This is a genomic window from Pseudomonas sp. R25(2017) (assembly GCF_002112565.1).
Lineage (GTDB): Bacteria > Pseudomonadota > Gammaproteobacteria > Pseudomonadales > Pseudomonadaceae > Aquipseudomonas > Aquipseudomonas ekonensis.
This window is the reverse complement of the sequence record NZ_NEHZ01000018.1, coordinates 1-25662: the sequence shown is the minus strand read 5'-3', so window position 1 is coordinate 25662 and position 25662 is coordinate 1. Positions and strand designations below refer to the sequence as shown.

Annotated in this window: 12 protein-coding genes; 3 read left to right on the top strand and 9 right to left on the bottom strand. The window is 65.2% G+C overall.

Annotated features, from left to right (window positions below; translation table 11 throughout):
• Nucleotides 1-61: 61 nt before the first annotated feature.
• The 4 genes from CAG31_RS21600 to speB form a co-directional block, all read right to left on the bottom strand.
• Complete coding sequence (locus CAG31_RS21600) at nucleotides 62-1441, bottom strand: sodium:solute symporter (RefSeq protein WP_085584965.1); 1380 nt, start codon at nucleotides 1439-1441, stop codon at nucleotides 62-64.
• Between the two features lie 156 nt (nucleotides 1442-1597).
• The gene (locus CAG31_RS21595; protein WP_085584963.1) at nucleotides 1598-3109 is read right to left on the bottom strand and encodes a cytosine permease; all 1512 of its coding nucleotides are present in this window, start codon (nucleotides 3107-3109) and stop codon (nucleotides 1598-1600) included.
• 54 nt (nucleotides 3110-3163) lie between these two features.
• A complete protein-coding gene (locus CAG31_RS21590) occupies nucleotides 3164-3586 on the bottom strand; it encodes a nuclear transport factor 2 family protein (protein ID WP_085584961.1) in 423 nt (140 codons plus the stop codon).
• A gap of 9 nt (nucleotides 3587-3595) precedes the next feature.
• Nucleotides 3596-4546: an agmatinase gene (gene speB / locus CAG31_RS21585; RefSeq protein ID WP_085584959.1), complete on the bottom strand. Its 951-nt coding sequence runs from the start codon at nucleotides 4544-4546 to the stop codon at nucleotides 3596-3598.
• A gap of 347 nt (nucleotides 4547-4893) precedes the next feature.
• Between speB and CAG31_RS21580 the strand changes: the two genes are divergently transcribed.
• Both CAG31_RS21580 and CAG31_RS21575 read left to right on the top strand, forming a co-directional pair.
• Complete coding sequence (locus tag CAG31_RS21580) at nucleotides 4894-5787, top strand: LysR family transcriptional regulator (RefSeq protein ID WP_085584957.1); 894 nt, start codon at nucleotides 4894-4896, stop codon at nucleotides 5785-5787.
• 2 nt (nucleotides 5788-5789) lie between these two features.
• Nucleotides 5790-6386 (top strand): tRNA-uridine aminocarboxypropyltransferase, encoded by a 597-nt coding sequence (locus tag CAG31_RS21575; RefSeq protein WP_085584954.1) that lies wholly within the window; start codon nucleotides 5790-5792, stop codon nucleotides 6384-6386.
• Between the two features lie 425 nt (nucleotides 6387-6811).
• Here the strand turns inward: CAG31_RS21575 and CAG31_RS21570 are convergent, their stop codons facing one another.
• From CAG31_RS21570 to CAG31_RS21560, 3 genes are all read right to left on the bottom strand, one after another.
• A complete protein-coding gene (locus CAG31_RS21570) occupies nucleotides 6812-8173 on the bottom strand; it encodes an HlyD family type I secretion periplasmic adaptor subunit (RefSeq protein WP_085584952.1) in 1362 nt (453 codons plus the stop codon).
• Between the two features lie 10 nt (nucleotides 8174-8183).
• A complete protein-coding gene (locus CAG31_RS21565) occupies nucleotides 8184-10343 on the bottom strand; it encodes a type I secretion system permease/ATPase (protein ID WP_085584950.1) in 2160 nt (719 codons plus the stop codon).
• Between the two features lie 83 nt (nucleotides 10344-10426).
• On the bottom strand, nucleotides 10427-11785 hold the full coding sequence (locus CAG31_RS21560) for a TolC family outer membrane protein (protein ID WP_085584948.1): 1359 nt from the start codon (nucleotides 11783-11785) through the stop codon (nucleotides 10427-10429).
• A gap of 536 nt (nucleotides 11786-12321) precedes the next feature.
• Here CAG31_RS21560 and CAG31_RS21555 point away from each other — a divergent pair.
• Nucleotides 12322-20991, top strand: coding sequence for a retention module-containing protein (locus CAG31_RS21555; protein WP_085584946.1), 8670 nt, complete (start codon nucleotides 12322-12324; stop codon nucleotides 20989-20991).
• Nucleotides 20992-21082: 91 nt separating this feature from the next.
• Here CAG31_RS21555 and CAG31_RS21550 read toward each other — a convergent pair whose 3' ends face one another.
• Together CAG31_RS21550 and CAG31_RS21545 are read right to left on the bottom strand one after the other, a co-directional pair.
• A complete protein-coding gene (locus CAG31_RS21550) occupies nucleotides 21083-25051 on the bottom strand; it encodes an Ig-like domain-containing protein (RefSeq protein ID WP_085584944.1) in 3969 nt (1322 codons plus the stop codon).
• Between the two features lie 263 nt (nucleotides 25052-25314).
• A partial coding sequence (locus tag CAG31_RS21545; RefSeq protein WP_085584942.1) for a DUF6124 family protein occupies nucleotides 25315-25662 on the bottom strand: 348 nt, incomplete at its 5' end.

The following is a 25662-nucleotide window of genomic DNA, read 5'->3' as shown; positions in this document are numbered from 1 at the left end:
AAACGGGTGTGGCAACCGACGCCACACCCGCCGAAGAAAGCATCGAGTCGTTATGTGAAGCTTAGATCGCGCTGGCCACCGGGGCAGGGCGACGGGACATCAGGCTCACCACCACGAAGCTCACCAGGCCCACGGCCAGGCTGTAGTAGATCGGGGTGTTGGCGTCCAGACCGTCCTTGACCATGAACAGCAGCGCCGTGGCGAAGCCCATGCCCATGCTGGCGATGGCGCCGGCGGTGGTCGCGCGCTTCCAGAAGATCGCGCCGATCAGCGGGATCAGCATGCCGCCCACCAACAGGTTGTAGGCCAGGGTCAGGGCGCTGATCACGTCGTTCACCACCAGGGCGATGGCCAGCACCACGGCGCCGGTCAGCAGGGTGAACAGGCGATTGATGCCCAGGCTCGACGGCTTGCCGCCGCGCAGCTTGGGCAGCAGATCTTCGGTCAGGGTGGTGGACGCAGCCAGCAGGCCGGCGCTGGCGGTGGACATCATCGCGGCCAGCGCGGCGGCGATCACCAGGCCGCGGATGCCGTCCGGCAGCGACAGTTTGACGATGGCGGCGAAGGCGTTGTTGACGTTGTCCAGGTCCGGGATCAGCACGTGGGCCGCCATGCCGATCAGGGCGCAGGCCAGGCCGTAGAGGATGCAGTAGACCCCGGCGAAGCTGCCGGCGTACTGGGCCACTTTCTCGTTCTTGACGGTGAACACCCGTTGCCAGATGTCCTGACCGATCAGGATGCCGAAGAAGTAGATCATGAAGTAGGTGATGATCGTGTCCCAGCCGATGGTGGTGAAGTTGAACGCCGCCGCCGGCAGCTTCATCACCAGGTCGTCCCAGCCGCCGACGCGGTACAGGCAGATCGGCAACAGGATGAACATCAGGCCCACGGTCTTGATGATGAACTGGACGATGTCGGTCAGGGTCAGCGACCACATGCCGCCGATGGCCGAGTAGACCACCACCACGCCGCCGCCCAGCAGCACCGAGATCCAGAACGGCAGGCCGAACAGCACCTGCAGCACGGTGCCGATGGCCAGGATCGAGGTCACGCCGATCATCAGCGCGTAGGCCAGCATGATCGCCGCGCTCGCCGAGCGGGCCATCGGGTTGTAGCGCTTCTCCAGCACCTGAGTGACGGTGTAGATCTTCAGTTTCAGCAGCGGCTTGGCCAGGAACAGGTTCAGCGCGACGATGCCGCAGCCCAGGGCCGCGCACAGCCAGAAGCCGGAGATCCCGTGCACATAGCCCAGGCGCACGGTGCCGACGGTGGACGCACCGCCCAGCACGGTCGCCGCCATGGTGCCCATGTACAGGCTCGGGCCCAGGTTGCGCCCGGCGACCAGGAAGTCTTCGTTGGTTTTGGCCTTGCGCATGCCGAAGTAGCCGAGCAAGAGCATGCCGGCCGCGTAGATGAGGACGACGAATAAATCCAAAGCCATGATGGCGTGTCTCCGATTGTCTTTTTTATGTTGAGGCCGAGTTCGATTCCCTGTGGGAGCGGGCTTGCCCGCGAAAGCGGTGCATCCGTCGCATCATTGCCGGATGTGCCGCCGTCATCGCGGGCAAGCCCGCTCCCACAGGGGTACAGCGTTTGGTCAGGCGGCTTGGCGCATGGCCGTCTTGCTCTGTGCATCTGTCTGTCGGCTCCGGGCATCCTGCGGGCCGTACACCAGCGCCGGCTCCGGGAACAGGCTCAGCAGCATCAGGTACAGCACCGAGGCCAGGCCCAGGGTCACCAGCAGGCTGATGTCGATGCCGCCGGCCAGTTCGCCCAGCGGGCCGACGAACTGCCCCGGCAGGTTGACGAAGCACAGGCCGACCGCCGCGCTGGGGATCCAGGCGCCCATGCCGCGCCAGTTCCAGCCGTGGTGGAACCAGTAGCGGCCGCCTCGCTCGCCGCGGGTGAACACTTGCAGGTCGTCCGGGCAGTAGAAGCCGCGGCGCACCACCAGGCCGATGATCATGATCACCATCCACGGGGTGGTGCAGGTGATGATCAGCACGGCGAAGGTCGACACGCTCTGCACCAGGTTGGCCGCGAAGCGCCCGATGAAGATGAAGGCGATCGACAGCACGCCGATCAGCAGCGTCGCCTTGACCCGCGACAGCACCCGCGGGAACACGCTGGACATGTCAAGGCCGGTGCCGTACAGCGACGTGGTGCCGGTGGACATGCCGCCGATCACCGCAATCAGGCACACCGGCAGGAAGAACCAGCCCGGCGACACCGCCAGCAGGCCGCCGACGTAGTTGTTGGCCGCGATGTAGTCCGGCGCCTGGATCGCCACGATAGTGGCGGTGGTCAGGCCGAACAGGAACGGGATGAAGGTGGCGATCTGCGAAAGGATCACCGCCGTCATGATCCGCTGCCGGGAGGTGTCGCGCGGGATGTAGCGGGCCCAGTCGCCGAGGAACGCGCCGAAGGAGATCGGGTTGCTCATGGCCACCAGCGCCGCACCGATGAACGCCGCCCAGAAGCCCGGCTGGCCGAGGCTGACAGTGCCGGCGTACTGCGCATCGAAGGGGCCGGCGAAGGCGAACGCACCCAGCAGGAACAGCAGGCTGGCGCTCCACACCGCGATCTTGTTGACCCACAGCAGGAAGCGGAAGCCGTAGATGCACACGGTCAGCACCAGCACCGCGAACAGGCCGTAGGCCAGGCCCAGGGTCAGGTCGGTTTCCGGCAGGCCGATCAGGCGCTTGGCGCCGCCGATCAGCGCATCCCCCGAACTCCACACCGAGAGCGAGAAGAAGGCGATGGCGGTCAGCAGCGACAGGAACGAGCCGACGATCCGTCCGTGCACGCCGAAGTGCGCACCGGACGACACGGCGTTGTTGGTGCCGTTGAGCGGGCCGAACAGGCCCATCGGCGCAAGGATCAGCGAACCCAGCAGCACGCCCGAGACAATCGCCCAGACACCGGCCTGGAAAGACAGGCCGAACAGCACCGGGAAACTGCCGAGCACGGCGGTGGCGAAGGTGTTGGCGCCGCCGAAGATCATGCGGAACAAGTCCACGGGACCTGCGGTGCGTTCGTGGTCCGGGATCTGTTCGACCCCGTGGGTTTCAATCTGCGTAAGGCTTTGGTCGTTGTTCTTGTTATTCATGATCTGCTCCGATCATCAAGGCGCGCCCATCGTGCGTGGTCGTCGCCTGTTTGGCTAAGGGGGTGGCAGCCCTTCCGGCATTGCGGACAAATGTTCATGGCAGGCCAGCCATAGGCCTTGTTGTTCTAGGCTCGACGCGTGTTTCCTGAACACAATCGTCTCGCGCTCCTGGCTGAAGTGTTGCTCCCCTTGCATGCGCAGCTCGGTGGCCACGTCATGGATGAACACCGCCACGTCACCTTGCAGGCTGACGTAGGCGTTGCTTGAGGTGCACGAGAGCACCTCGAAGCCATCCTCGGCGCGCCAGCTGTCCCACAGCGCCTGATAGGCGTCGCGCGACAGCAGGGGCTGTTCGAGGGTGTGGAACACGAAGCTGGCGTCGGCGCTGAAGGCACCGAAGTAGGCTTCGCGGTCGTTGCGGGCGAAGGCGGACACAAGGTCGGCGGCCGCCTGCAGAACCTGATCACGTTCGTTCATGGCGAACCCTCAGCGGTGGACCACGCCAGGCAGTACGCAGAGCATTTCGTACAGCAGGTTGGCGGCCAGCAGCGAGGTGTTGCCGGTGGTGTCGTAGGCGGGCGAGACTTCTACCAGATCGCAGCCGATCAGGTCGAGGCCCTGGCAGCCGCGCACGATCTCGATCGCCTGGATGGTGGTCAGGCCGCCGATTTCCGGGGTGCCGGTGCCGGGCGCCCAGGCCGGGTCGATGCCGTCGATGTCGAAGCTCAGGTACACCGGGCCGCCGCCGACCTTCTCGCGCACTTCGGCCATCAACGGCTCCAGCGACTTGTGCCAGCACTCTTCGGCCTGCACCACGCGGAAACCCTGGTCGCGGCTCCAGTTGAAGTCGTCGGCGGTGTAGCCCTGGGCCCGCAGACCAATCTGCACCACGCGGTCGCAATCCAGAAGGCCTTCTTCGACGGCGCGACGGAAGGTCGTGCCGTGGGCGATCTTCTCGCCGAACATGTGATCGTTCACATCGGCGTGAGCGTCGATGTGCACCAGGCCGACCTTGCCGTGCTTTTTATGGATGGCGCGCAGGATCGGCAGGGTGATGGTGTGGTCGCCGCCCAGGGTCAGCGGGATCACGTTGTGCTCGAGGATGTTGTCGTAGGCTTCTTCGATGATGCGCACGGCGTCGAGCAGGTTGAAGGTGTTGATCGCCACGTCGCCGATGTCGGCCACCGACAGCGAGTCGAACGGGGCGGCGCCGGTGGCCATGTTGTACGGGCGGATCATCACCGATTCGGTGCGGATGTCGCGCGGCCCGAAACGGGTGCCAGGGCGCAGGGAGGTGCCGATGTCCAGCGGCACGCCGACGAAGGCGGCGTCGAGGCCGGCGGCGGTGTCGAGGTGGGGGAGTCGGAGCATGGTGGCGATGCCGCCGAAGCGCGGCATTTCGTTGCCGCCCAGTGGTTGGTGAAGAATCTTGTCCACGGGTAGGGCCTCATCGTCTTTGTTTTAGTTGTTCGGGTACGCCGCTTACGCAAGGTTAGGGCACCGTTGTGGGCGGATTCTGCGAAATGCCGCAGGTCGGAAGAATCGCTGCGGGCAAATACTTAGTTCAGATTTTTCTGAACTAATGGCGAGGCGCGAGATAGACTTCTCGGCCATCCCCAATTGGGATGACGAATACAAAACCCGTGGGAGCGAGCCTGCTCGCGATGACGGACTGGCGGCTAGCGTCAACGTTGACTGAGCCACCGCCATCGCCAGCAGGCTCGCTCCTGCAGGGTTTTCCGTTGTGTTGAGTTGAGCGCTTTACCCGAGTCCGGAGCATTTGTATGGCCAACGCTTTACCCGACCTGAAACTTTTGCGCATCTTCGTCAGCGTGGTGCGCCATCAGGGATTCGCCAACGCCCAGCAGGAGCTCAACCTGTCGACCTCGGCGATCAGCACCTACATGAGCCAGCTGGAGGCCGCCCTCGGCCTGGTGCTGTGCCACCGCGGGCGCGGCGGGTTCAGCCTGACCAGCAAGGGCGAGCTGTTCCATCAGGAGACCCTGCGCCTGTTGGCCGAGCTCGAAGGCTTCGAGCAGTACGCCGCCGCGCTCAAGGGCGAGCTGCGCGGCACGCTCAACCTCGGGGTGATCGACTCCACCGTCAGCGACAAAGCCCTGCCGTTCGCCGAGGCCATCGGCGCCTACAGCCAGGAGCACCCGGCGGTGCACCTGCACCTGTCGGTGATGAGCCCCTACGAATTGCAGCTGGGCGTGCAGGACAACCGCCTCGACCTGGCCATCGGCGCGTTCTCCACGCGCATGAGCGGCCTGGTGTACATGCCGCTGTACCGCGAGCAGCACTGGCTGTACTGCAGCAACCGTCATCCGCTGTTCACCGAGCGGCGGATCCCCGAGCAGGTCATCACCCAGCAGCGCATGGTCGGGCGCGGCTACTGGAGCCAGGCGGAACTGGCCCGCCACGGCTTCAAGCACAGCGCCGCGACGGTGGAAAGCATGGAGGCGCAGCTGATCCTGGTGCTGTCCGGCGCCTACATCGGTTACCTGCCGGAGCATTACGCCCAAGCCTGGGCCGACAAGGGCGACCTGCGTGTGCTGCTGCCGGCGACCTTCGGCTACCAGGCGCCGTTCTCGATGATCATGCGCCGTGGCCGCAGCCGCGAGCCGCTGATCCAGACCTTCCGCGATTTGCTCAAAGCCCAGCTCAATCAGGCCTGAAAATGTCCAGACCCCAATGCTCGCGCTGCCTGCGCCCCCTAACCCATTGCCTGTGCGCGCTGATCCCCCGCCTCGACAGCCGCACGCGCGTGTTGCTGCTGCAGCACCCGAGCGAAGTCAACCATGCGCTCAACACGGCGCGGCTGGCGGCGCTGGGGCTGACCAACGCCGAGCTGATCGTCGGTGAGGTGTTCGAGGATCTGCCGGCGCTGCTGAACCGGCCGGGGTATCAGGCGCGCTTGCTGTTTCCGGCGGACGATGCGCAGCCGCTGCAGGCCTACGGCGCGTCCGACGAACCGCTGCTGCTGGTGGTGCCCGACGGCACCTGGCGCAAGGCGCGCAAGCTGCTGCACCTCAACCCGTTGCTGGCGGCGCTGCCGCGGGTGACGCTGGCCGACGGCGGGGTGTCCCGCTACCGCTTGCGCAAGGCGCCCGGGCCCGGGGCGTTGTCCACGGTCGAGGCGATCGTCCAGGCCTTGCAGACGCTGGAGGCGCCGGCGTCGTTCGAGCCGCTGCTCAAGCCGTTCGAGGCGTTGATCGAGGGGCAGATTACGGCGATGGGGGAGGAGACCTTCCAGCGCAATCATGCAGAAAAATGACCGGTGCCCTTGCTGACCCCATCGCTGGCAAGCCAGCTCCCACAGGTATCACCGGTGCCTGCAAAATCCAGGCACACCGCAAACACTTGTGGGAGCTGCGGTGCGACGACTCGACTTGCCAGCGATGATGCCGGCACTGCCGGCATTTCTGCTGCCTGACCCACCGCCATCGCCAGCAGGCTGGCTCCCACAAAGGATCCAGTCTGTCCGCAGAATCCCTGTACACCCCACAACCTGTAGGAGCTTGCCTGCAAGCGATGAGGCCAGTTCAGCCGACATCTCTGTTGCCTGGCCTACCGCTATCGCTGGCAAGCCAGCTCCTACAGTGTCCCGTCGAACACAAAGTCCGAGCCCGGCGCTGAACCTGTGGGAGCTGGCTTGCCAGCGATGAGGCCATGCCTATCAGCACAAATTCCGGATAATCACTAGCGTTCGCGCATCGCCTCGGTCCGGGCTTTGAGCACCGGCTTGAGCAGGTAGTCCAGCACGGTTTTCTCGCCGGTGATGATGTCCACCGTCGCCACCATCCCCGGGATGATCAGCAGTGGCTTCACGTCCCCGCCCAAATGGTTTTTGTCGGTGCGCACCTGGATCAGGTAGAAGCTGTTGCCCTTGTCGTCGGTGATGGTGTCGGCGCCGATCAGTTCCAGCTTGGCGCTGAGCCCGCCGTAGATCGTGTAGTCGTAGGCGCTGAACTTGACCATGGCTTTCTGGCCCGGATGCAGGAACGCCACGTCCTGCGGACGCACCTTGGCCTCGATCAGCAGGTTGTCCTCCAGCGGCACGATCTCCACCATGTCGCTGCCTGGCTGCACCACGCCGCCGATGGTGTTGACCTTCAGTTGCTTGATCACCCCGTGCACCGGCGAGGTCACGGTGGTGCGGCTGACGCGGTCGTCGATGGCGATGCTCGACGCGGTGATCTTCGACAGGTCGGTGCGTTTCTCGTTGAGCTCCTTGGCCGCTTCGGAGCGGAAGGTCTGCTCCGATTCGTCGATCTTGCTGCGGATCTCGGCGATGGCCGATTCGGCCCGGGGGATCGCCAGGGTGGTGGCGTTGAGCGAGCCGCGGATCTCCACCGCGCTGCGCTTGAGCCGCAGGATCTCCACCGGGGAGACCGCGCCGGTCTTGACCAGCGGTTCGGACATGTTCATCTCCTGATTGACCAGCGCCAGGCTTGAGCTGAACTGCCCTTGCTTGGAGCGGAACTCGGCCAGTTCCTGGGTCTTCTGCCGCAGTTGCTCGCTGAGAGTGCGCTGTTCGCTGGCCAGTCGCCGCTGCCGTTGTTCGTACAGCGAGCGTTCGTCCTCGGCCACCTGCGGGGCCTTGCCGCTGACTTCGGCGGACACCGTGAACGGCCGGCCCTCGGCCTCCGCCGACAGCCGCTCGACCTGGGCCATCAGCGCATAGCGGTCGGCCTCGCTTTCGCCCTTGTTCGACAGGAACCGGGTGTCGTCCAGGCGCAGCAGGGTGTCGCCCTTGTTCACCATCTGGCCTTCGCGCACGAAGATTTCCGTGACGATGCCGCCCTCCAGGTTCTGGATCACCTGCACCTTGCTCGACGGGATCGCCTTGCCTTCGCCCATGGTCACTTCCTGGAGCACCGCGAACCTGGCCCACACCAGCGCGCTGATCAGCAGCGCCGCCGCCAGCCACACGGTGATGCGCGAGGCCCTGGGCGAATCCTGCAGCGAGGCGCCGGCGGTTTCCGGCATGAACTCGGCCTCGGCGCTTTTGCCGAAGCTGTCGAAGTAGCCGCGCTGTTTTGAAGACGAAGAAGCAGACATGGGGCAACTCCTAGACCGCGGCCGAGCCGACCCGGCCCTTGCGCAGCGCATCGATGACCGCTTCCTTCGGACCGTCGGCGACGATCCGGCCGTTGTCCAGCACCAGCAACCGGTCCACCAGGCTCAGCATCGAGGTGCGGTGAGTGACCAGCAGCAGGGTCTTGCCTTGCACCTGTTCGTGGAGCTTCTGGCGCAGGGCGTCTTCGCTGCTGTTGTCCATGGCGCTGGTGGGTTCGTCCAGCAGCATGATCGGCGGATCCAGCAGCAGCGCCCGGGCCAGCAGCACCGCCTGGCGTTGGCCGCCGGAGAGCAGTTGCCCGCGCTCGCCCACCGGCCGGTCGAAGCCTTGCGGGTGCTGGCGGGCCAGTTCGGTGACGCCGGTCAGTTCGGCCACTTCGAGCATCCGGGCATCGCTGACGTAGCGGGCGCCGAGGGTCAGGTTGTCGCGCAGGCTGCCGGCCAGCAGCGGCAGGTCATGGGCGACGTAACCGACCTGTTGGCGCAGGTCGGCCACGTCCAGTTGGCGCAGGTCCAGGCCGTCGAGCAGCAGCTGGCCTTCGCCGGGCTCGTAGAAGCCCATCACCAGCCGTGCCAGGGTGCTCTTGCCCGAGCCGCTGCGGCCGATGATGCCGATCCGTTCGCCGGGCTTGAGGCTGAAACTGATGTGGTTCAGGGCCGGGGCGTTCTGGCCGTTGTAATGGAAGGTCACGCCGTTGACGTCCAGCGCGCCTTGCAGTTGCGTGCGCTCCAGGGGCCGCTGCTTGCCGTCGCGCTCCTGGGGCAGGGCCATCAGGGCGTCGGTGCTTTTCATGGTCAGCTGCGCTTGCTGGTAGCGGGTGATCAGCCCGGCGATCTGCCCCAGCGGCGCGAGCACACGGCTGCCGAGCATGTAGCTGGCCACCAGCGCGCCGACGCTCAGGTTGCCGGCGATGATGCTGTAGACCCCGGCGACGATCGTCGCCATCCCCGAGAACTGCTGGATGAACAGCGTGCCGTTGGTCGCCAGCGCCGAGAGGTTGCGCGCATGGCTGTCGAGGCGGGTGAGGGCGCCGTGGGTGCTTTCCCACTTGTGCTGGCGCTCGCTTTCGGCGCTGCACGCCTTGAGGGTCTCCAGGCCGCCGAGGGTCTCGATCAGCAGCGCCTGGCGCTCGGCGCCCAGGCTCAGGCTCTTCTGCACGGTGTCGCGCAGGCGGGCCTGGATCACCAGGGCGAACACGATGGTGACCGGGAACGCCGCCAGCGGAATCACCACCAGCCAGCCGCCGAGCAGGCCGATCACCGCCAGCATCAGCACCACGAAGGGCAGGTCGATCAGGCTGGTCAGGGTGACGGCGGTGAGGAATTCGCGCAGGCCCTGGAAGTCGTGGATGCTCTGGGCAAACCCGCCGATGGTCGCGGGCCTGGCCTTCATCGCCATGCCGGTGATGCGCTCGAACAGGGTCGCGGACAGGATCACGTCGGTCTTCTTGCCGGCGGTGTCCAGCAGGTGCGCGCGCACAACCCTCAGCACCAGTTCGAAGCCGGTGCCGATCAAAAGACCGATGGCCAGCACCCACAGGGTCGAGGTGGCCTGGTTCGGCACTACGCGGTCGTAGGTCTGCATGACGAACAGCGGCACCATCAGGCCCAGCAGGTTGATCAGGAAACTGGCAAGGACCGCGTCGCTGTACAGCCATTTCGACAGCTTCAGGGTGTCGCGAAACCACGCCTGCACCCGCGGCACCAGCGGCGAGCGCAGGTCTTCCAGCTCATGGCGCGGCCGGGCGAAGAGGGCCTGGCCGCTGTAGTGCCCGGCGAGCTCTTCGTGGCTGACCCACTGCTCGCCGCCGTCGGCCTCGCTGGGCAGGATCAGCGCCTTGCCGTCGTCGGCCAGGCGCCGCAGCACGGCGGTGCGGCCGTTGTTCAACAGCAGCAGCACCGGCAGGTTGAGCGGGGAAATGTCCTTCAGCTCACGGCGCAGCAGGCGCGCCTGCAGACCGGCCCGTGCCGCTGCGCGGGGCAGCAGGTCCAGGCTCAGGCGTTGCTTGTCCAGGGGCAGGCCGGCGCTCAGGCTGGCGCGGCTGACGATGGCGCCGTGGAGTTTGCAGAGGATCAACAGTCCGTCGAGCAACGGGTCGTCGAAACTCAGCCGCGGATCGATCCCGGTGTTGCCGGGTTCCATGCTGGTCATACCGATCGCTCCCCTTGATGAAGGGCCGATGACCTGCGGCGAGGGAGCAAGCGCCCTCGCCGCAGCGAATCACTTCAGACGAGCTACTTCAGTTCGGGCAGACGCGCCTCGTTCTTCACTTCCGTGGCGGCGATTGCGTCGGCGGGCAGCACCACCCGTTGCTTGCTCAGCAACTGGCCCATGTTCGCCAGCACCCGGTACATCGAGAACTCTTCGGTGTAGCGGATCTCGGTGTAGCGGCGGTTGGCGTTGTACAGCTCGTTTTCGCTGTCGAGCAAGTCGAGCAGGGTGCGCTGGCCGAGGCCGAACTGATCCTGGTAGGCGGCGCGCACGCGCTTGGTGGTCTCGGCGTATTCGCGGGCGGTCGGGGTCTGCTTCTTGGCGTTGACCATCGCGTTCCACGCCAGGTGGATGTTCTCGTTGAGCTGGCGCAGGGCGTTGTTGCGGATGTCCATCGCCTGGTTGATCTGGTGCGCGTCGGACGCCAGGCGAGCCTTGTCGCTGCCGCCGCGGAACAGGTTGTAGTTCATCACCACGCCCACGCGCCATTCGTTGTCGTGGCCTTCGTCGCCCTGCACGTTGTTGTTCGCGCCCACGGCGGCTTCGGCATCGAAGCGCGGGTAGAACGGCGACTTGGCGACTTCGTACTGGCTCTCGGCCGATTGCACGTCGGCCTGGGCGGATTTCAGGTAAGGGTTGTTCTCGACCATGCTCTGCTGGGCCTCGCGCAGGTCGGCGGGCATCTCGCCGCGGGTCGAGGGCGGGGCCTCCAGCTCGTCGGGCATGCGCCCGACCACGCTGTAGAAGTTCGACTCGGCGTCGGCCAGGTCCACCTCGGCGGTGTCGAGGTTGTTCTGCGCCAGCGCCTTACGGGCCACCGACTGGTCGGAGTCGGCGGTGCTGCCCACGCCGCGTTCGGTGCGCAGGCCGATCTGGTCGTTGACCCGCAGGTGCGCCTGCAGGTTGTTCTTGGCCAGGGTCACCAGTTCGCGGCGCTTGAGCACTTCGAGGTAGACCTCGATGGTGCGCAGGGCCAGGTCCTGGGCGGTGCCTTGCGCATAGTAGGCGCGGGAGTTGGACACGCCCTTGGTGCGCTCGACCTCGTTGGCGGTGTTGAAGCCGTCGAACAGCATCTGCCGCAGGCGCAGTTCGGACTGGGTGTAGTTGAGGATTTCGGTGTGGTGGTTGCCGAAGGCCCGGGTATTGGTGTTGTCGCTGTAGCCGCGCCCGTAGGCGGCGTTCAGGTCCACCGACGGGTAGAAGCCGCCCTTGGCGACCTTCACCTGCTCATCCGCGGACAGGCGGGCGTCCACGCGCGAGGCCAGTTCCGGGTGGGTGGCGATGGTGCTCTGGATGGCTTCGGTGAGGTTCATGGCCTGAGCCTGGGAAGTGCAAGCCATGGCCAGCAAAACCGCACTGCAGAGGGGGGTCAATACGCGCATGGTTTACATCTCCCTGAGTCCTGATGGTGTTTCACTGTCGCCAATTTATTGACGATTTTTGTTGTAAAAAGCGTTTCATCTCTTTAACAACAGAGCTAAGAACATCCTGAAGCGTAGCTAAGAAAAATTTTTCATATGGGTTATGCCGAAAAAAACTTATGCGCTTGGCCGAAACCGGCACATTGTTCCTCTCGAAAGCCTTTGTTTTATGAGCTTTAGGGAGCACAGAAAGGCTTGAGGAAAGTTCCACTCACTTTGCGACATACGGCGAAGTACTGCTAAAGGGGAGGGACGCGTAGCGGTCAATGGGCGACAGTTTTTTGTCACTCGGGTGATTCACCACCGTTACGTAGCGCTAGTGGGCGTGCTGCAGTGATCAGGGATCACAAGTGCTTGAGGGCACTGACATTTCCCGGTCCTGCGCGACCTGCGAAACGAACTGCCGAGGTGCGAGAGCGTCGCCCCGGCAACCCGCTTGAGCCATGGGCTGCTTCGCGAACCAGCGCCGACGGTGGTCGGCAGCGGAGGAAATGCACATGGCAACGCTCATCGGGATCGTCACTAAGGTCGTGGGTCAGGTTTTTGCGGTGGGGGGCGACGGCAGCCGTCGCGCCTTGGTCGAAGGCGACCGGCTCTACGCCGGCGATCAGCTGGTCACGGGGGCCGAAGGCGCCGTGGCGGTGCACCTGCAGAACGGCCAGGAACTGACGCTGGGCCGCGACAGCAGCCTGACCATGACCGGCCAGTTACTGGCCCATCAGGCCACCCATGTCGACACCCCGGAAGCGCTGACCCCCAGTGAAGCGCAGCTGACCGACGTCGAGCAGATCCAGAAAGCCATCGCCGCCGGCGAAGATCCGACGAAATCCGCTGAAGCCACCGCGGCCGGCCCGGGTGCGACCGGCGGTGCGCCCGGCGAGCTGGGCGGCGGCCACAGTTTCGTGCTGCTGACCGAAGTGGGCGGGCGGGTCGATCCGATCATCGGTTTCCCCACCGCCGGGTTCGGCGGCATTCCCGAGTTTCCCGAAGAGCGCCACAACGCCGTGATCGACAACGGCGACAACACCCCGGCGCCGGTCGTGCCGCCGGTCAACAATCCCGTCACCCTCAGCGGCCTCGACGTGCCGGGGGGCGAACTGACCGTCAACGAAGCCAACCTGCCTGACGGCTCCGCCGCCAATCCGGGGGCGCTGACCCAGACCGGCAGCTTCACGGTCTCCGCTCCCGACGGCCTGACCAGCCTGAGCATCGGCGGCATCAACGTGATCGTCGGTGGCGTGGCCGCAGGTTTCCCGCAGTCGGTCACCACGCCGCTGGGCAACACCTTGACCGTCATCGGCTACAACCCGGCGACGGGCACCGTGACCTACAGCTACACCCTCAACGGCAGCGAGACCCATGCATCGGGCGACGGTGCCAACAGCCTCGGCGAACACTTCACCGTGGTGGCCGGGGACAGCAACGGCGACACCTCGACCGGCTCGCTGGACGTCAACATCACCGACGACGTGCCCAAGGCCGTGGACGACAGCAATGCCTCGACCGCCTCGGAAACCACCCTCACCCTGACCGGCAATGTGCTGCCCAACGATGTTCAGGGCGCCGACCGCATCCCCGTCGGCCCCGACAGCGGGCCGGTGGTGAGCGGCACGTTCGTCGGCACCTACGGCACCTTGGTGCTCAACGCCAACGGCACCTACACCTACACGCTCAACACCAGCGACGCCGACTTCAAGAACCTGCACGGCGGCGGCAGCGGCACCGAGACCTTCACCTACACCCTGCGGGACGCCGATGGCGACACCAGCACGGCGAACCTGGTGCTGCAGGTCCACAACAATGACGATCCCGTCGTCATCGGCGGATTGAACGTCGAAGGGGGCGAAGTGACGGTGTTCGAGAAGAACCTGTCCCTTGGCAGCGCGCCTGATTCGGCGGCGCTCACCCAGAGCGGCACGTTCACCGTCACCGCTTTGGACGGCGTCACCACCCTGACCGTGGGCGGCATTGCCGTGGTCACCAACGGCGTGGCCGCCGGCTTCCCGCAATCGGTCACCACACCGCTGGGCAGCACCTTGACCATCACTGGCTTCAACGCCGCGACCGGCGTCGTGAGCTACAGCTACACCCTGGTCGACAACGAGGCGCATCCCAACGCCAACGGCGCGAACAACCTGCCTGAGCAGTTCGCCGTCACCGTGGTGGACGACAACGGCACCACCGCCAACGGCACGCTGGACGTGAACATCATCGACGACCTGCCGAAAGGCGTGGATGACAGCAACGCGTCGACCGCCTCGGAAACCAACCTCACGCTGACCGGCAACGTCCTGACCAACGACGTGCAGGGAGCCGACCGGGTTCCGGTCGGGGAAAGCACCGGGCCGATCACCGCAGGGACTTTCGTCGGGACTTACGGAACGTTGGTGCTGAACGCCAACGGCACGTACACCTACACCCTCAACACCAGTGATGCCGACTTCAAAGCCCTGCACGGCGGGGGCAACGGCACGGAAACGTTCACCTACACCATCACCGACTCGGACGGCGACACCAGCACCGCCAACTTGGTGCTGAACATCCACAACAACGACGATCCGGTGACCATCAGCGGCCTGGACGTGAACGGCGGTGAGCTGACCGTCTACGAGAAAAACCTCAGCGACGGCAGCGCACCGGACTCGGCAGCGCTGACCCAAAGCGGAACCTTCACCATCACCGCGCTGGACGGCGTTACCACCCTGACCGTGGGCGGCATCGCCGTGGTCACCAACGGCGTGGCCGCCGGCTTCCCGCAATCGGTCACCACACCGCTGGGCAGCACGCTGACCATCACGGGCTTCAACGCGGCGACCGGTGTCGTGAGTTACAGCTACACCTTGGTCGACAACGAGGCGCACCCGACCGCCAACGGCGCCAACAACCTGCCCGAGCAATTCGCCGTCACCGTGGTGGACGACAACGGCACCACCGCCAACGGCACGCTGGACGTCAACATCATCGACGACCTGCCGAAAGGCGTGGATGACAGCAACGCGTCGACCGCCTCGGAAACCAACCTCACGCTGACCGGCAACGTCCTGACCAACGACGTGCAGGGCGCCGACCGGGTTCAGGTCGGGGAAAGCACCGGGCCGATCACCGCAGGGACTTTCGTCGGGACTTACGGCACGTTGGTGCTGAACGCCAACGGCACCTACACCTACACCCTCAACACCAGCGATGCCGACTTCAAGGCCCTGCACGGCGGGGGCAACGGCACCGAAACCTTCACCTACACGATCACTGACTCGGACGGCGACACCAGCACCGCCAACTTGGTGCTGAACATCCACAACAACGACGATCCGGTGACCATCAGCGGTCTCGACGTGAACGGTGGTGAACTCACCGTCTACGAGAAAAACCTCAGCGACGGCAGCGCGCCGGACTCGGCGGCCCTGACCCAGAGCGGCACGTTCACCATCACCGCGCTGGACGGCGTTACCACCCTGACCGTGGGCGGCATCGCCGTGGTCACCAACGGCGTGGCCGCCGGCTTCCCGCAATCGGTCACCACACCGCTGGGCAGCACCTTGACCATCACTGGGTTCAACGCCGCCACCGGCGTGGTGAGCTACAGCTACACCCTGGTCGACAACGAGGCGCATCCGAACGCCAACGGCGCCAACAACCTGCCCGAGCAATTCGCCGTCACCGTGGTGGACGACAACGGCACCACCGCCAACGGCACGCTGGACGTCAACATCATCGACGACCTGCCGAAAGGCGTGGATGACAGCAACGCGTCGACCGCCTCGGAAACCAATCTGACGTTGACGGGCAACGTGCTGACCAACGACGTGCAGGGCGCCGACCGGGTTCCGGTCGGGGAAAGCAGCGGGCCGATCACCGCAGGGACTTTCGTCGGGACTTACGGCACGTTGGTGCTGAACGCCAACGGCACGTACACCTACACCCTCAACCCCAGTGATGCCGACTTCAAGGCCTTGCATGGCGGCGGCAACGGCACTGAAACCTTCACCTACACCATCACCGACTCGGACGGCGACACCAGCACCGCGAATCTCGTGCTGAACATCCACAACAACGACGATCCGGTGACCATCAGCGGCCTGGACGTGAACGGCGGTGAGCTGACCGTCTACGAGAAAAACCTCAGCGACGGCAGCGCACCGGACTCGGCAGCGCTGACCCAAAGCGGAACCTTCACCATCACCGCGCTGGACGGCGTTACCACCCTGACCGTGGGCGGCATCGCCGTGGTCACCAACGGCGTGGCCGCCGGCTTCCCGCAATCGGTCACCACACCGCTGGGCAGTACCTTGACCATCACTGGGTTCAACGCCGCGACCGGCGTCGTGAGCTACAGCTACACCCTGGTCGACAACGAGGCGCATCCCAACGCCAATGGCGCCAACAACCTGCCCGAGCAGTTCGCCGTCACGGTGGTGGACGACAACGGCACGACGGCCAACGCGACCCTCGATGTGAACATCATCGACGACCTGCCGAAGGGCGTTAACGACTCCAACGCCAGCACCGCGTCGGAAACCAATCTGACGTTGACGGGCAACGTCCTGACCAACGACGTGCAAGGCGCCGACCGCGTACCGACCGGCCCCAACGCCGGCCCGATCACGGCGGGCACCTTCACTGGCACCTACGGCACCTTGGTGCTGAACGCCAATGGCACCTACACCTACACCCTCAACACCAACGATCCGGACTTCAAGAACCTGCATGGCGGCGGTAACGGCACCGAAACCTTCACCTACACCATCACCGACTCGGACGGTGATACCAGCACCGCCAATCTCGTGCTTCAGATCCACAACAACGACAACCCGGTCATCATCTCCGGCCTGGACGTGAACGGTGGCGAACTCACCGTCTACGAGAAAAACCTCAGCGATGGCAGCGCGCCTGACTCGGCGGCCCTGACCCAAAGCGGCACGTTCACCATCACCGCACTGGACGGCGTCACCACGCTGACCGTCGGCGGCATCGCCGTGGTCACCAACGGCGTGGCCGCAGGCTTCCCGCAATCGGTCACCACGCCGCTGGGCAGCACGCTGACCATCACCGGTTTCAACGCCGCGACCGGCGTGGTCAGCTACAGCTACACCCTGGTCGACAACGAAGCCCATCCGAACGCGAATGGCGCCAACAACCTGCCCGAGCAGTTCGCCGTGACTGTCGTTGACGACAACGGCACGACGGCCAACGCAACCCTCGACGTCAATATCATCGACGACCTGCCGAAGGGCGTTAACGACTCCAACGCTGGCACGGCCTCGGAAACCAACCTCACCCTGACCGGCAACGTGCTGACCAACGACGTGCAAGGCGCCGACCGCGTACCGACCGGCCCCAACGCGGGCCCGATCACGGCGGGCACCTTCACTGGCACCTACGGCACCTTGGTGCTGAACGCCAATGGCACCTACACCTACACCCTCAATACCAACGATCCGGACTTCAAGAACCTGCATGGCGGCGGTAACGGCACCGAGACCTTCACCTACACCATTACCGACTCGGACGGCGACACCAGCACCGCGAATCTCGTGCTGAACATCCACAACAACGACGATCCGGTGACCCTCAACGGCCTCGACGTCAACGGCGGCGAACTGACCGTCTACGAGAAGAACCTCAGCGACGGCAGCAGCCCCAACGCCTCCGCGCTGACCCAAAGCGGCACCTTCACCGTGACGGCCCCGGACGGTCTGCAAACCCTGACCGTGGGCGGCATCGCCGTGGTCACCAACGGCGTGGCCGCAGGCTTCCCGCAATCGGTCACCACGCCGCTGGGCAGCACGTTGACCATCACCGGCTTCAACGCCGCGACCGGCGTCGTGAGCTACAGCTACACCCTGGTGGACAACGAAACCCACCCGACCGCCAACGGCGCCAACAGCCTCACCGAGAACTTCAACGTGGTGGCCACCGACGGCGACGGCAGCACCGCGAGCGGGCAGATCAATGTCAACATCATCGATGACCTGCCCACCGCCAAACCCGACACCGGCTCGGTGGCGGAGGGCGGCACGGTCAACGTCAGCGTGCTGGGCAACGACGTCAGCGGCGCCGACGGCGCGGCCACCGTGGTGGGCGTGCGGGCCGGCGGCAACACGTCGACCTCGGCCATCGGCGGCCTCAACAGCAACATCAACGGCACCTACGGCTACCTGACCCTGGACGCCGCCGGCAACGCGGTCTACCACAGCAACCCGAACTCGGTGAGCCCGCCCGGCGCCACCGACACCTTCACCTACACCATCCGCGACACCGACGGCGACGAGAGCACCACCACGATCACCATCAACGTCGCCGATTCCAACCTCAAGGCGTCGGTCGACCAGGATGTGACCGTCTACGAAAAAGCCCTCGACCTGACCAAGGACGGCCAAGACCTGGCCGCCGGCACGGTCACCGGCAGCGAGCCGGGCAACACCGGCGAAACCATGTCCGGCACCCTGGTCGGCTCGGTCACCGGCGGCAGCGGGGCGATCACTTACACCCTGGTCGGCAGCGGCACCGGCACCTACGGGCAGATCCTGCTCAACGCCGACGGCACCTACACCTACACCCTGACGTCGGCGCCGAAGACCACGCCCAACGCCAACGACGGGCCGAACGTGCTGAGCGAAAGCTTCACCTACAAGGCCACCGACGCCCTGGGCAACTCCACCACCAGCACCATCGTGGTCAACATCGTCGACGACGTGCCCAAGGCCGTGGCATCCGACCGCTCGGTGGCGGCGGTGGAGATCGACTCCAACATCCTCATCGTGCTCGACATCTCCGGCAGCATGGCTGACGCCTCCGGCGTGCCGGGCCTGTCGCGGCTGGACCTGGCCAAGCAGGCGATCAGCGCCTTGCTCGACAAGTACGACGACCTGGGCGACGTGAAAGTGCAGCTCGTCACCTTCAGCAGCAGCGCCACCGACCGCACCTCAGTGTGGGTCGACGTGGCCACCGCCAAGACGATCCTGGCCGGCCTCAGCGCCGGCGGCGGCACCAACTACGACGCCGCCGTGGCCATGCTGCAGACGGCGTTCAACACCTCGGGCAAACTCACCGGGGCGCAGAACGTCGGCTACTTCTTCTCCGACGGCAAACCCACCACCGGCCAGGAGATCGGCACCGCCGACGAGGCCGCGCTGAAGGCCTTCCTCGACGCCAACAACATCAAGAACTACGCCATCGGCCTGGGCAACGGCGTGAGCAACGCCAACCTCGATCCGCTGGCCTACGACGGCATCAGCCACACCGACACCAACGCGGTGGTGGTCACCGACCTCAACCAGCTCAACTCGGTGCTGTCGGGCACCGTGCAGGGCGCGCCGGTCACCGGTTCCCTGCTGGGCGAGGGCGGTACGTTCGGCGCCGACGGCGGCTTCATCAAATCCATCGTGGTGGACGGCACCACCTACACCTACGACCCCAAAGCCAACAGCGGCCAGGGTTCGCTGACCTTCAGCGGCGGCACCAACCACGGCACCTTCAACACGGTCAACAACACCCTGAGCATCGCCACCAACAACAGCGGCACCCTGGTGATCAACCTCGACTCCGGCGACTACAGCTACACCTCGCAGAAGACCACCACCACGGTCATCACCGAGAACATCGGCTTCACCGTCAGCGACAACGACGGCGACCTCGCCAGCTCGACGCTGACGGTCAAAGTGATCCCCAACTCGCCGCCGGTGGCGGTGGACGACCACATCATCACCAACGTGCTGTCGGGCAACATCGTGGTGCCGGGGGAACTGCTGCTGGCCAACGACAGCGACCCGGACGGCGACACCCTCAACGCCTCGCCCACCAGCTTCAACACCGGCTGGGTGGCCAAGGGCGCGGACTTCACCGGCTCAGGCGCCATCAACTTCTCCGGCACCAGCAACACCGCCGCCAACCAGAGCCTGGCCGACGTGCGCAATTCGTTCGCCGCCAACGCCGCGACCATGACCGCCGTGCTGGTGGTCAGCGGTTACCTGGGCGCAGTGACCAACGCCAACGCCAACGACGAGGACCTGATCACCATCAAGCTGAAACAGGGTGAGACCCTCAACCTGGACCACAACCTGGCGGCCGGGCACATCACCATGGAGTACTCGCTCAACGGCGGGGCGTTCGTCAGCATCGCCGACGGCGGCACGATCACCGCCGGCGCCGACGGCACCTATCAGATCCACCTGACCAACATCACCAACACCAGCGGCGGCAACGCCAACGCGGCGGAGAACTACCAGCTGACCATGACCGTGAACTACGCCGGGGCCCAGAACACCACCCCGGACTACCACGGCACCTACACCGCCAACGACAACCACGGCGGCAACGACACGGCCAACGTGACCATCAGCTACCAGGACGGCCACACCCTCACCGGCACTTCGGGCGATGACGTGCTGGTGGCCGGCAGCGGCGACAACATCCTCAACGGCGGCGACGGCAACGACGTGCTCACCGCAGGTTCCGGCAACAACGAACTGCACGGCGGCGCCGGCAACGACTTGCTCTACAGCGGGCCCGGCAACGACCTGCTCGACGGCGGCAGCGGCATCGACACCGCCAGCTACGCCCACGCCACCGCCGGGGTGACGGTCAACCTGAGCCTGCTCGGTGCGCAGAACACCGTGGGCGCCGGGACGGACACCCTGACCGGCATCGAAAACCTCGTGGGTTCGAACTTCAACGACACCCTCACCGGCGACAGCAACAGCAACGTCATCAACGGCGGCCTGGGCAACGACATCCTCAACGGCGGGGGCGGCGACGACCTGCTGATCGGCGGGATGGGCAACAACACCCTCACCGGGGGACCGGGGGCCGACACCTTCCAGTGGCTCAAGGGCAACAGCGGCCACGACACCGTCACCGACTTCACCCCCGGCACCGACAAGCTCGACCTGTCGCAACTGCTGCAAGGGGAGAACGGCACGGCGGCGTCGCTGGACGACTACCTGCACTTCACCGTCACCGGCAGCGGCGCGTCGGTGGTGACCACCATCGATGTGAGCGCCATGGCCGGCGCCACGCCGAACCAGACCATCGACTTGGCCGGCGTCAACCTGGCCAGCCACTACGGCGTGACGCCGGGGGCGGGCGGGGTGATCGCGGGCGGGGCGGACACGGCGACGATCATCAACGGGATGCTGAATGATCATTCGTTGAAGGTGGATACGGTGTAAGCGGAAGTTGAAACGGCAAACCCGCTTTCCCGAATGCCTGGGTCAGCGGGTTTCCGACTGTGTCTGTCGACTATTCCTCAGGGGACTGTCGTCATTTGAGGCCTACGCCATTGGCTCCTCCTGCATAGGGATAGGTTCCGACCGACCATTGCTCACCCGTGATGATGGACAGCACGTGCTTGCCACCCAGCGGCCAAAAGGCATTGCTATTGTCTGTCGACCAGCAACCGCTGTAATACGCGTCTCCAGGCCATCTGCGGCCAAAAATCGAACTCAATTCCCGCAGTTCTCCAAGGTTGGGCAGTCGGGTTCCCGCATTGCTCGCCGCTTGTTCCATTTCGCCCCATCTCCCCCTTCCGACGAGGATGCAATGAATGACCCCGGAAACCGACACCGTGTAACTCAAGGACTGGTTGCTTGTGTCGCGTACCGTAATGCTGGCCTGGCCACGGCCCCTGACCGTCACATATCCGGTTGAGTCAACGACCGCCACTGATGGGTTGCTGGAACTGTAGGTATAGGGCGGTAGGCCGCCGGAAGCCTGATAGTGCACGGATGTTCCCCCGCCAAACGCCGGCAATATTTGGGGGTATTGCGGCAGGATGTAGCACTTTCCGCTCAACGTCACCGGACTGGTGTTGAAGTTCAACGGCGATACCACGGTAAAGCTCCGCGCATTGGACACCTGCCCGGTGCTGACGGCCTTGGCCGTGATCGAGTGCGCGCCCAAGGCCACATTCAGCGTGGTGCTCCAGATATTTCCCACGGCCCGCACCGTGTGATTGGGCACATTGTTGTCGTGGATCTGCACTTCGTGATTGGGGGTGACGCTGCCTTGCAGGGTCACGGTCGTTCGGGTCGTCCGCCCGCCATTCGGCACTTCACCGTTCGAATCCCTCACCGAGGTGAGCGTCGGGGCAACGTGCTCGGCCACCACGAACGTGCGCGGCGGCGCGGACACCGGGCTGTCGCCGTACAGCGCCAGGGCGGTCAGGCTGTACGCCTTGGCGGTCAACCCGTTGACGACGTGGCTCCAGTCGCCCTGAGCGTTGGCAAGCGGTTCGCCCAGCGCCTGCGTGCCGTCGAGCAGCCGCACCTTCTGGCTCGGGCTGGCCGTGCCCCTGACGGTAACGGTCCGGTCATAGGTGGTGGCGCCGTTGGCGACGCTGCCAAGGGAATCGGTGACGTTGGAAATCACCGGTTTGTTGGCGACGGCCACCGTGAACGCCCACGGCGGGCTGGTCACCGGGTTGGCGTCATACAGCGCCCGGGCGGTGAGGTGATAGGCCTTGACCGTCAGGTTGTTCAGCACCTTGCTCCAGACACCTTCCGAACCGGTGCCGCCCGGGGCGACGTCCGCCGAGCCGTAGGAGTTGGCCCCGTCGAGAATCTCCACTTTCTGCCCACGGGTCGCCGTGCCCGTCACGGTGACCTGGTCGTTGTAGGTCACGCCGCCGTTCGCCACCGTGCCCCATTGGTCGGTGACCCGGGTGATCGCCGGCGTCAGGTAGTCGTAGCGGGTGCGGATCGTCAGGTTCAGCCGGGGAAACTCAATGGCGGTGTGCTCCTGCACGTCGCCGTCGAACGTCACCTTGCACACGACCGACGCCGATGAAGCGTGATCCAGTTTCAGCAGCTCGGAACGGGGCAGGGTTTCCTTCAGACCGGCGCTGACTTGTCCGGTGGTGATGAGCGCACCGTCCAGCAACACAATGCGGTAATCACTGCCGTCCAGCGCCTTGCCTTCCAGGCGCAGCCACAAACGTTGCTCAAGCGCGATGTAAGGCCAGACCTTGACCTGTACATCCGGATCGCCGGCAAATTCCATCAGATCCAGCACCTGATTGACCGCTTGCGGCACCTCCGGGCGCGGCAGCTCGGTTTCCGGTGACTGGAACCGCAGCACGTTGAGCGTCAGCAGCTCCGAGGTGGTCCAGAAGTTGTAGCGCTTGACGTCATAGGTCACCGCCACCGGCCGGCCGATGTTGGGCCCCACCACCGACGCCGGCAGATGGAACTGCACCCGGCCGCTGGCGTCGGCCGGCAGTTCCAGGTCCTCCGACGTACCGGCGCCGGGTGTGCCGCGCCACTTCAGGGCGATGGTGTCGAGCGCCGGATCCATGTTGGCGTACGCCACCGCCACATCCACCCCGCCCAGCGCCTTCATCGGGTCGAGGCTGTCGCCGTCGGCCTGGATCACGTCGGGCGGCGGCAGCTCCCCGACCAACTGCCCGATCAGCAGCTCATACGTGGCCGAATAGCTCAGCAGCCCGGTGGCCGCATGCTTGAGGGTGTAGCGGATCTTCACGTACTCGCCGATGCTGGGCGTGACGAAGCGGGCGTCCACCCGGAAGTTCACCGGCTTGCCGGCCGACACGGTGGTGATGGGCAGCCAGTCGCTGGTGCTGATGTCGGCGCTCACGGCGGTCCAGTAGTAGGTCAGGATGTCGTCCTTCACCGTGCCGGTGTAGCCGACCCGCACCGTCACCTTTTCGTACACCCTGGCCGGGTCGAGAACGCCCTCGATGGCCTCGGGCACGTCTGGCGCCGGCAAGGTCGCCGGAATCGCCTGCACTTTCAGCAGCAGGTGTTCGGACTCGCTCGTGCCGTAGGCTGCGGTGTCGTTGGTCACCCGGTACCAGAGATCCAGGCGGCCATTGACCAGCAAGCCGATGTGCTCGCTCATGACATACAGCGTGACACGTTTCGCCACGGCGTCGTTGCGGCTGATGTCGTACTGCTCCGTGTGCACATAGGGCGCGCCGTTGGCCAGGGTGCCTTCCCAGATCAGCTCGACAGTGTCGCCGTCCGCCATGCCGGGGTAATGGATGTCGACGGTGGCGTGGTTCACGCCCGGCTCAAGGACATCGCCCACCGCTTCGCGCACCACTGGGGCAGGGTGGGCGTACACATCGCCGATCACGTTGGCGAAGGTGTGCTTGGAGGCCAGCGGCGGTTGGCCGTCCTTCTTGGTCAGCATGTAGAACACATCCACCGAGCCGTTGACCAGTGCCCGCACCTCTTCGTAGGGAACCCGCAGTTCGAGAATGCTCGGCACGTTGTCGATGACCGTCGACTGCGTGTGAACCAGCGGTTTGCCGCTCAGCGGTGTGCCGGTCCAGGTCATCGTCACCGTGTCGCCGACGGCGAAGTCTTCGGTGCGCACGTGGATCTGCACGGTGACGGGCTGCTGGTTGAGCTGTTTGAGGTCGATGACGCCATTGAACGATTCCCTGATGATCGGCGCTTCCAGGCGCGAGGCACCGGCCTCGACGTCGACGGTGGTGGTGAGCGACCACTTTTCCGAATAGTTCCAGACCTCGTCGTACACCTCATACGCGATCAGCAGGGCGGAGCTGTCGCCGCCGGCAAGGATGTCGGCCTGCTCGGCGCGCACCACGATGGGCAAGGTGCCGTCGACGTGGGCCTGCATCAGCACCAGCGGTGCCAGGAACACGCTGCCCCACTTCACTTGGATCGTGTCGCGCAACGCGATGTTGGGGTAGCGCTGGATCGTCATCGGCACGCCCTTGGCGGCCCACTCGGCATCGACGCCTTGCTCGATCACCTCCTGGGGCAGTTGCACAATCTTGAGCTCCGAGTGGCCGGGCTTGTGCGGCTCTTTGTCGATGCCGGCCGGGCGGTCGAGCTTGACCCGCAAGCGCAGCGGCACGGAGGGATCGTCCGGTGCCGCTTCCCCTGCGCGGTGCAGCAGGAAATAGCACTCCTCGATCCAGCCCGGCACGAAGCGGGCGGCCGCGACGAAGAAGAACAGCCGCTGATTGACGTCGTTCGCCGTCACCACCTGGTGATAGACCACGCTCTGGTCAAGGAAGACATCCACGGTGTCGCCTTCGGCCATGGAGATCCACGGGTCGATGACGAACATCACCCCTTGCTCATGGTCGCTGACCACCGCAATGCTGATGCCGCCGTCGCCGTCCGTGATCGGCCGGGTCATGCCGGCGATGAACAACGGCTGCAGGGCCAGCACGCCGAAACCGGGCGCGTTGCCGACGAGGGTGAGCGGGGCGGGCAAGTAGGAACGCAAGGCGGTCATGGTCAGCTCCTTGCCGAGGTGGGCATGGATGTGCAGGCGGGTCGTTGACCGGAATTAGGGACTGCGCAGGGGTGTTTGACCACTGTCAGATCTGACAGGGGGAGGGTGATTTCCGATGACCGGCTGCATGCACGAAGCCTGTTTCAGCCTACCGCGAACCCTGGAGCCAGCCTGCTGGCGATAGCGGTGGGTCAGTCGAATGTGATGTTGGCTGACCCACCGCCATCGCCAGCAGGCTGGCTCCCACAAGGGGGTGCGTTTGGTCAAAGGGCGGCGGCGGCTTTCAGCTCCAGGCTGTCCAGCACCCGGTTCACCGCCAGCTCGCCGAGCATGATCAGCTGCGCGATGCCTTGCGCGGTATGCCGGTGCTGGCCGTCCAGCAGCCCCGCAAAGTTGTTGGCCATGACCTTGGCCGAGGTCAGGGTCTCGCAGGCGTCGGCCAGCAGTTCCTCGTTGTCGGCGGCGGGGGCGATGGCGTAGAGCTTGCTGATCTTCAGAGTGGGGTCGGGGAGGGCAATCGGGTTGAGGTAATGGTCGAGGGCGCGCTCGGCGGCTTCGTTGAGCTTGCGCGAGTCGGGGGATTCGTAGGGGGACGTGGGGTCGGTTTCGGG

What these genes read in the sequence shown, in the direction of transcription:
- CAG31_RS21600 (WP_085584965.1), bottom strand. Translation starts at nt 1,441, where the DNA reads ATGGCTTTGGATTTATTCGTCGTCCTCATCTACGCGGCCGGCATGCTC.
- CAG31_RS21595 (WP_085584963.1), bottom strand. Translation starts at nt 3,109, where the DNA reads ATGAATAACAAGAACAACGACCAAAGCCTTACGCAGATTGAAACCCAC.
- CAG31_RS21590 (WP_085584961.1), bottom strand. Translation starts at nt 3,586, where the DNA reads ATGAACGAACGTGATCAGGTTCTGCAGGCGGCCGCCGACCTTGTGTCC.
- CAG31_RS21580 (WP_085584957.1), top strand. Translation starts at nt 4,894, where the DNA reads ATGGCCAACGCTTTACCCGACCTGAAACTTTTGCGCATCTTCGTCAGC.
- CAG31_RS21575 (WP_085584954.1), top strand. Translation starts at nt 5,790, where the DNA reads ATGTCCAGACCCCAATGCTCGCGCTGCCTGCGCCCCCTAACCCATTGC.
- CAG31_RS21570 (WP_085584952.1), bottom strand. Translation starts at nt 8,173, where the DNA reads ATGTCTGCTTCTTCGTCTTCAAAACAGCGCGGCTACTTCGACAGCTTC.
- CAG31_RS21565 (WP_085584950.1), bottom strand. Translation starts at nt 10,343, where the DNA reads ATGACCAGCATGGAACCCGGCAACACCGGGATCGATCCGCGGCTGAGT.
- CAG31_RS21560 (WP_085584948.1), bottom strand. Translation starts at nt 11,785, where the DNA reads ATGCGCGTATTGACCCCCCTCTGCAGTGCGGTTTTGCTGGCCATGGCT.
- CAG31_RS21555 (WP_085584946.1), top strand. Translation starts at nt 12,322, where the DNA reads ATGGCAACGCTCATCGGGATCGTCACTAAGGTCGTGGGTCAGGTTTTT.
- CAG31_RS21550 (WP_085584944.1), bottom strand. Translation starts at nt 25,051, where the DNA reads ATGACCGCCTTGCGTTCCTACTTGCCCGCCCCGCTCACCCTCGTCGGC.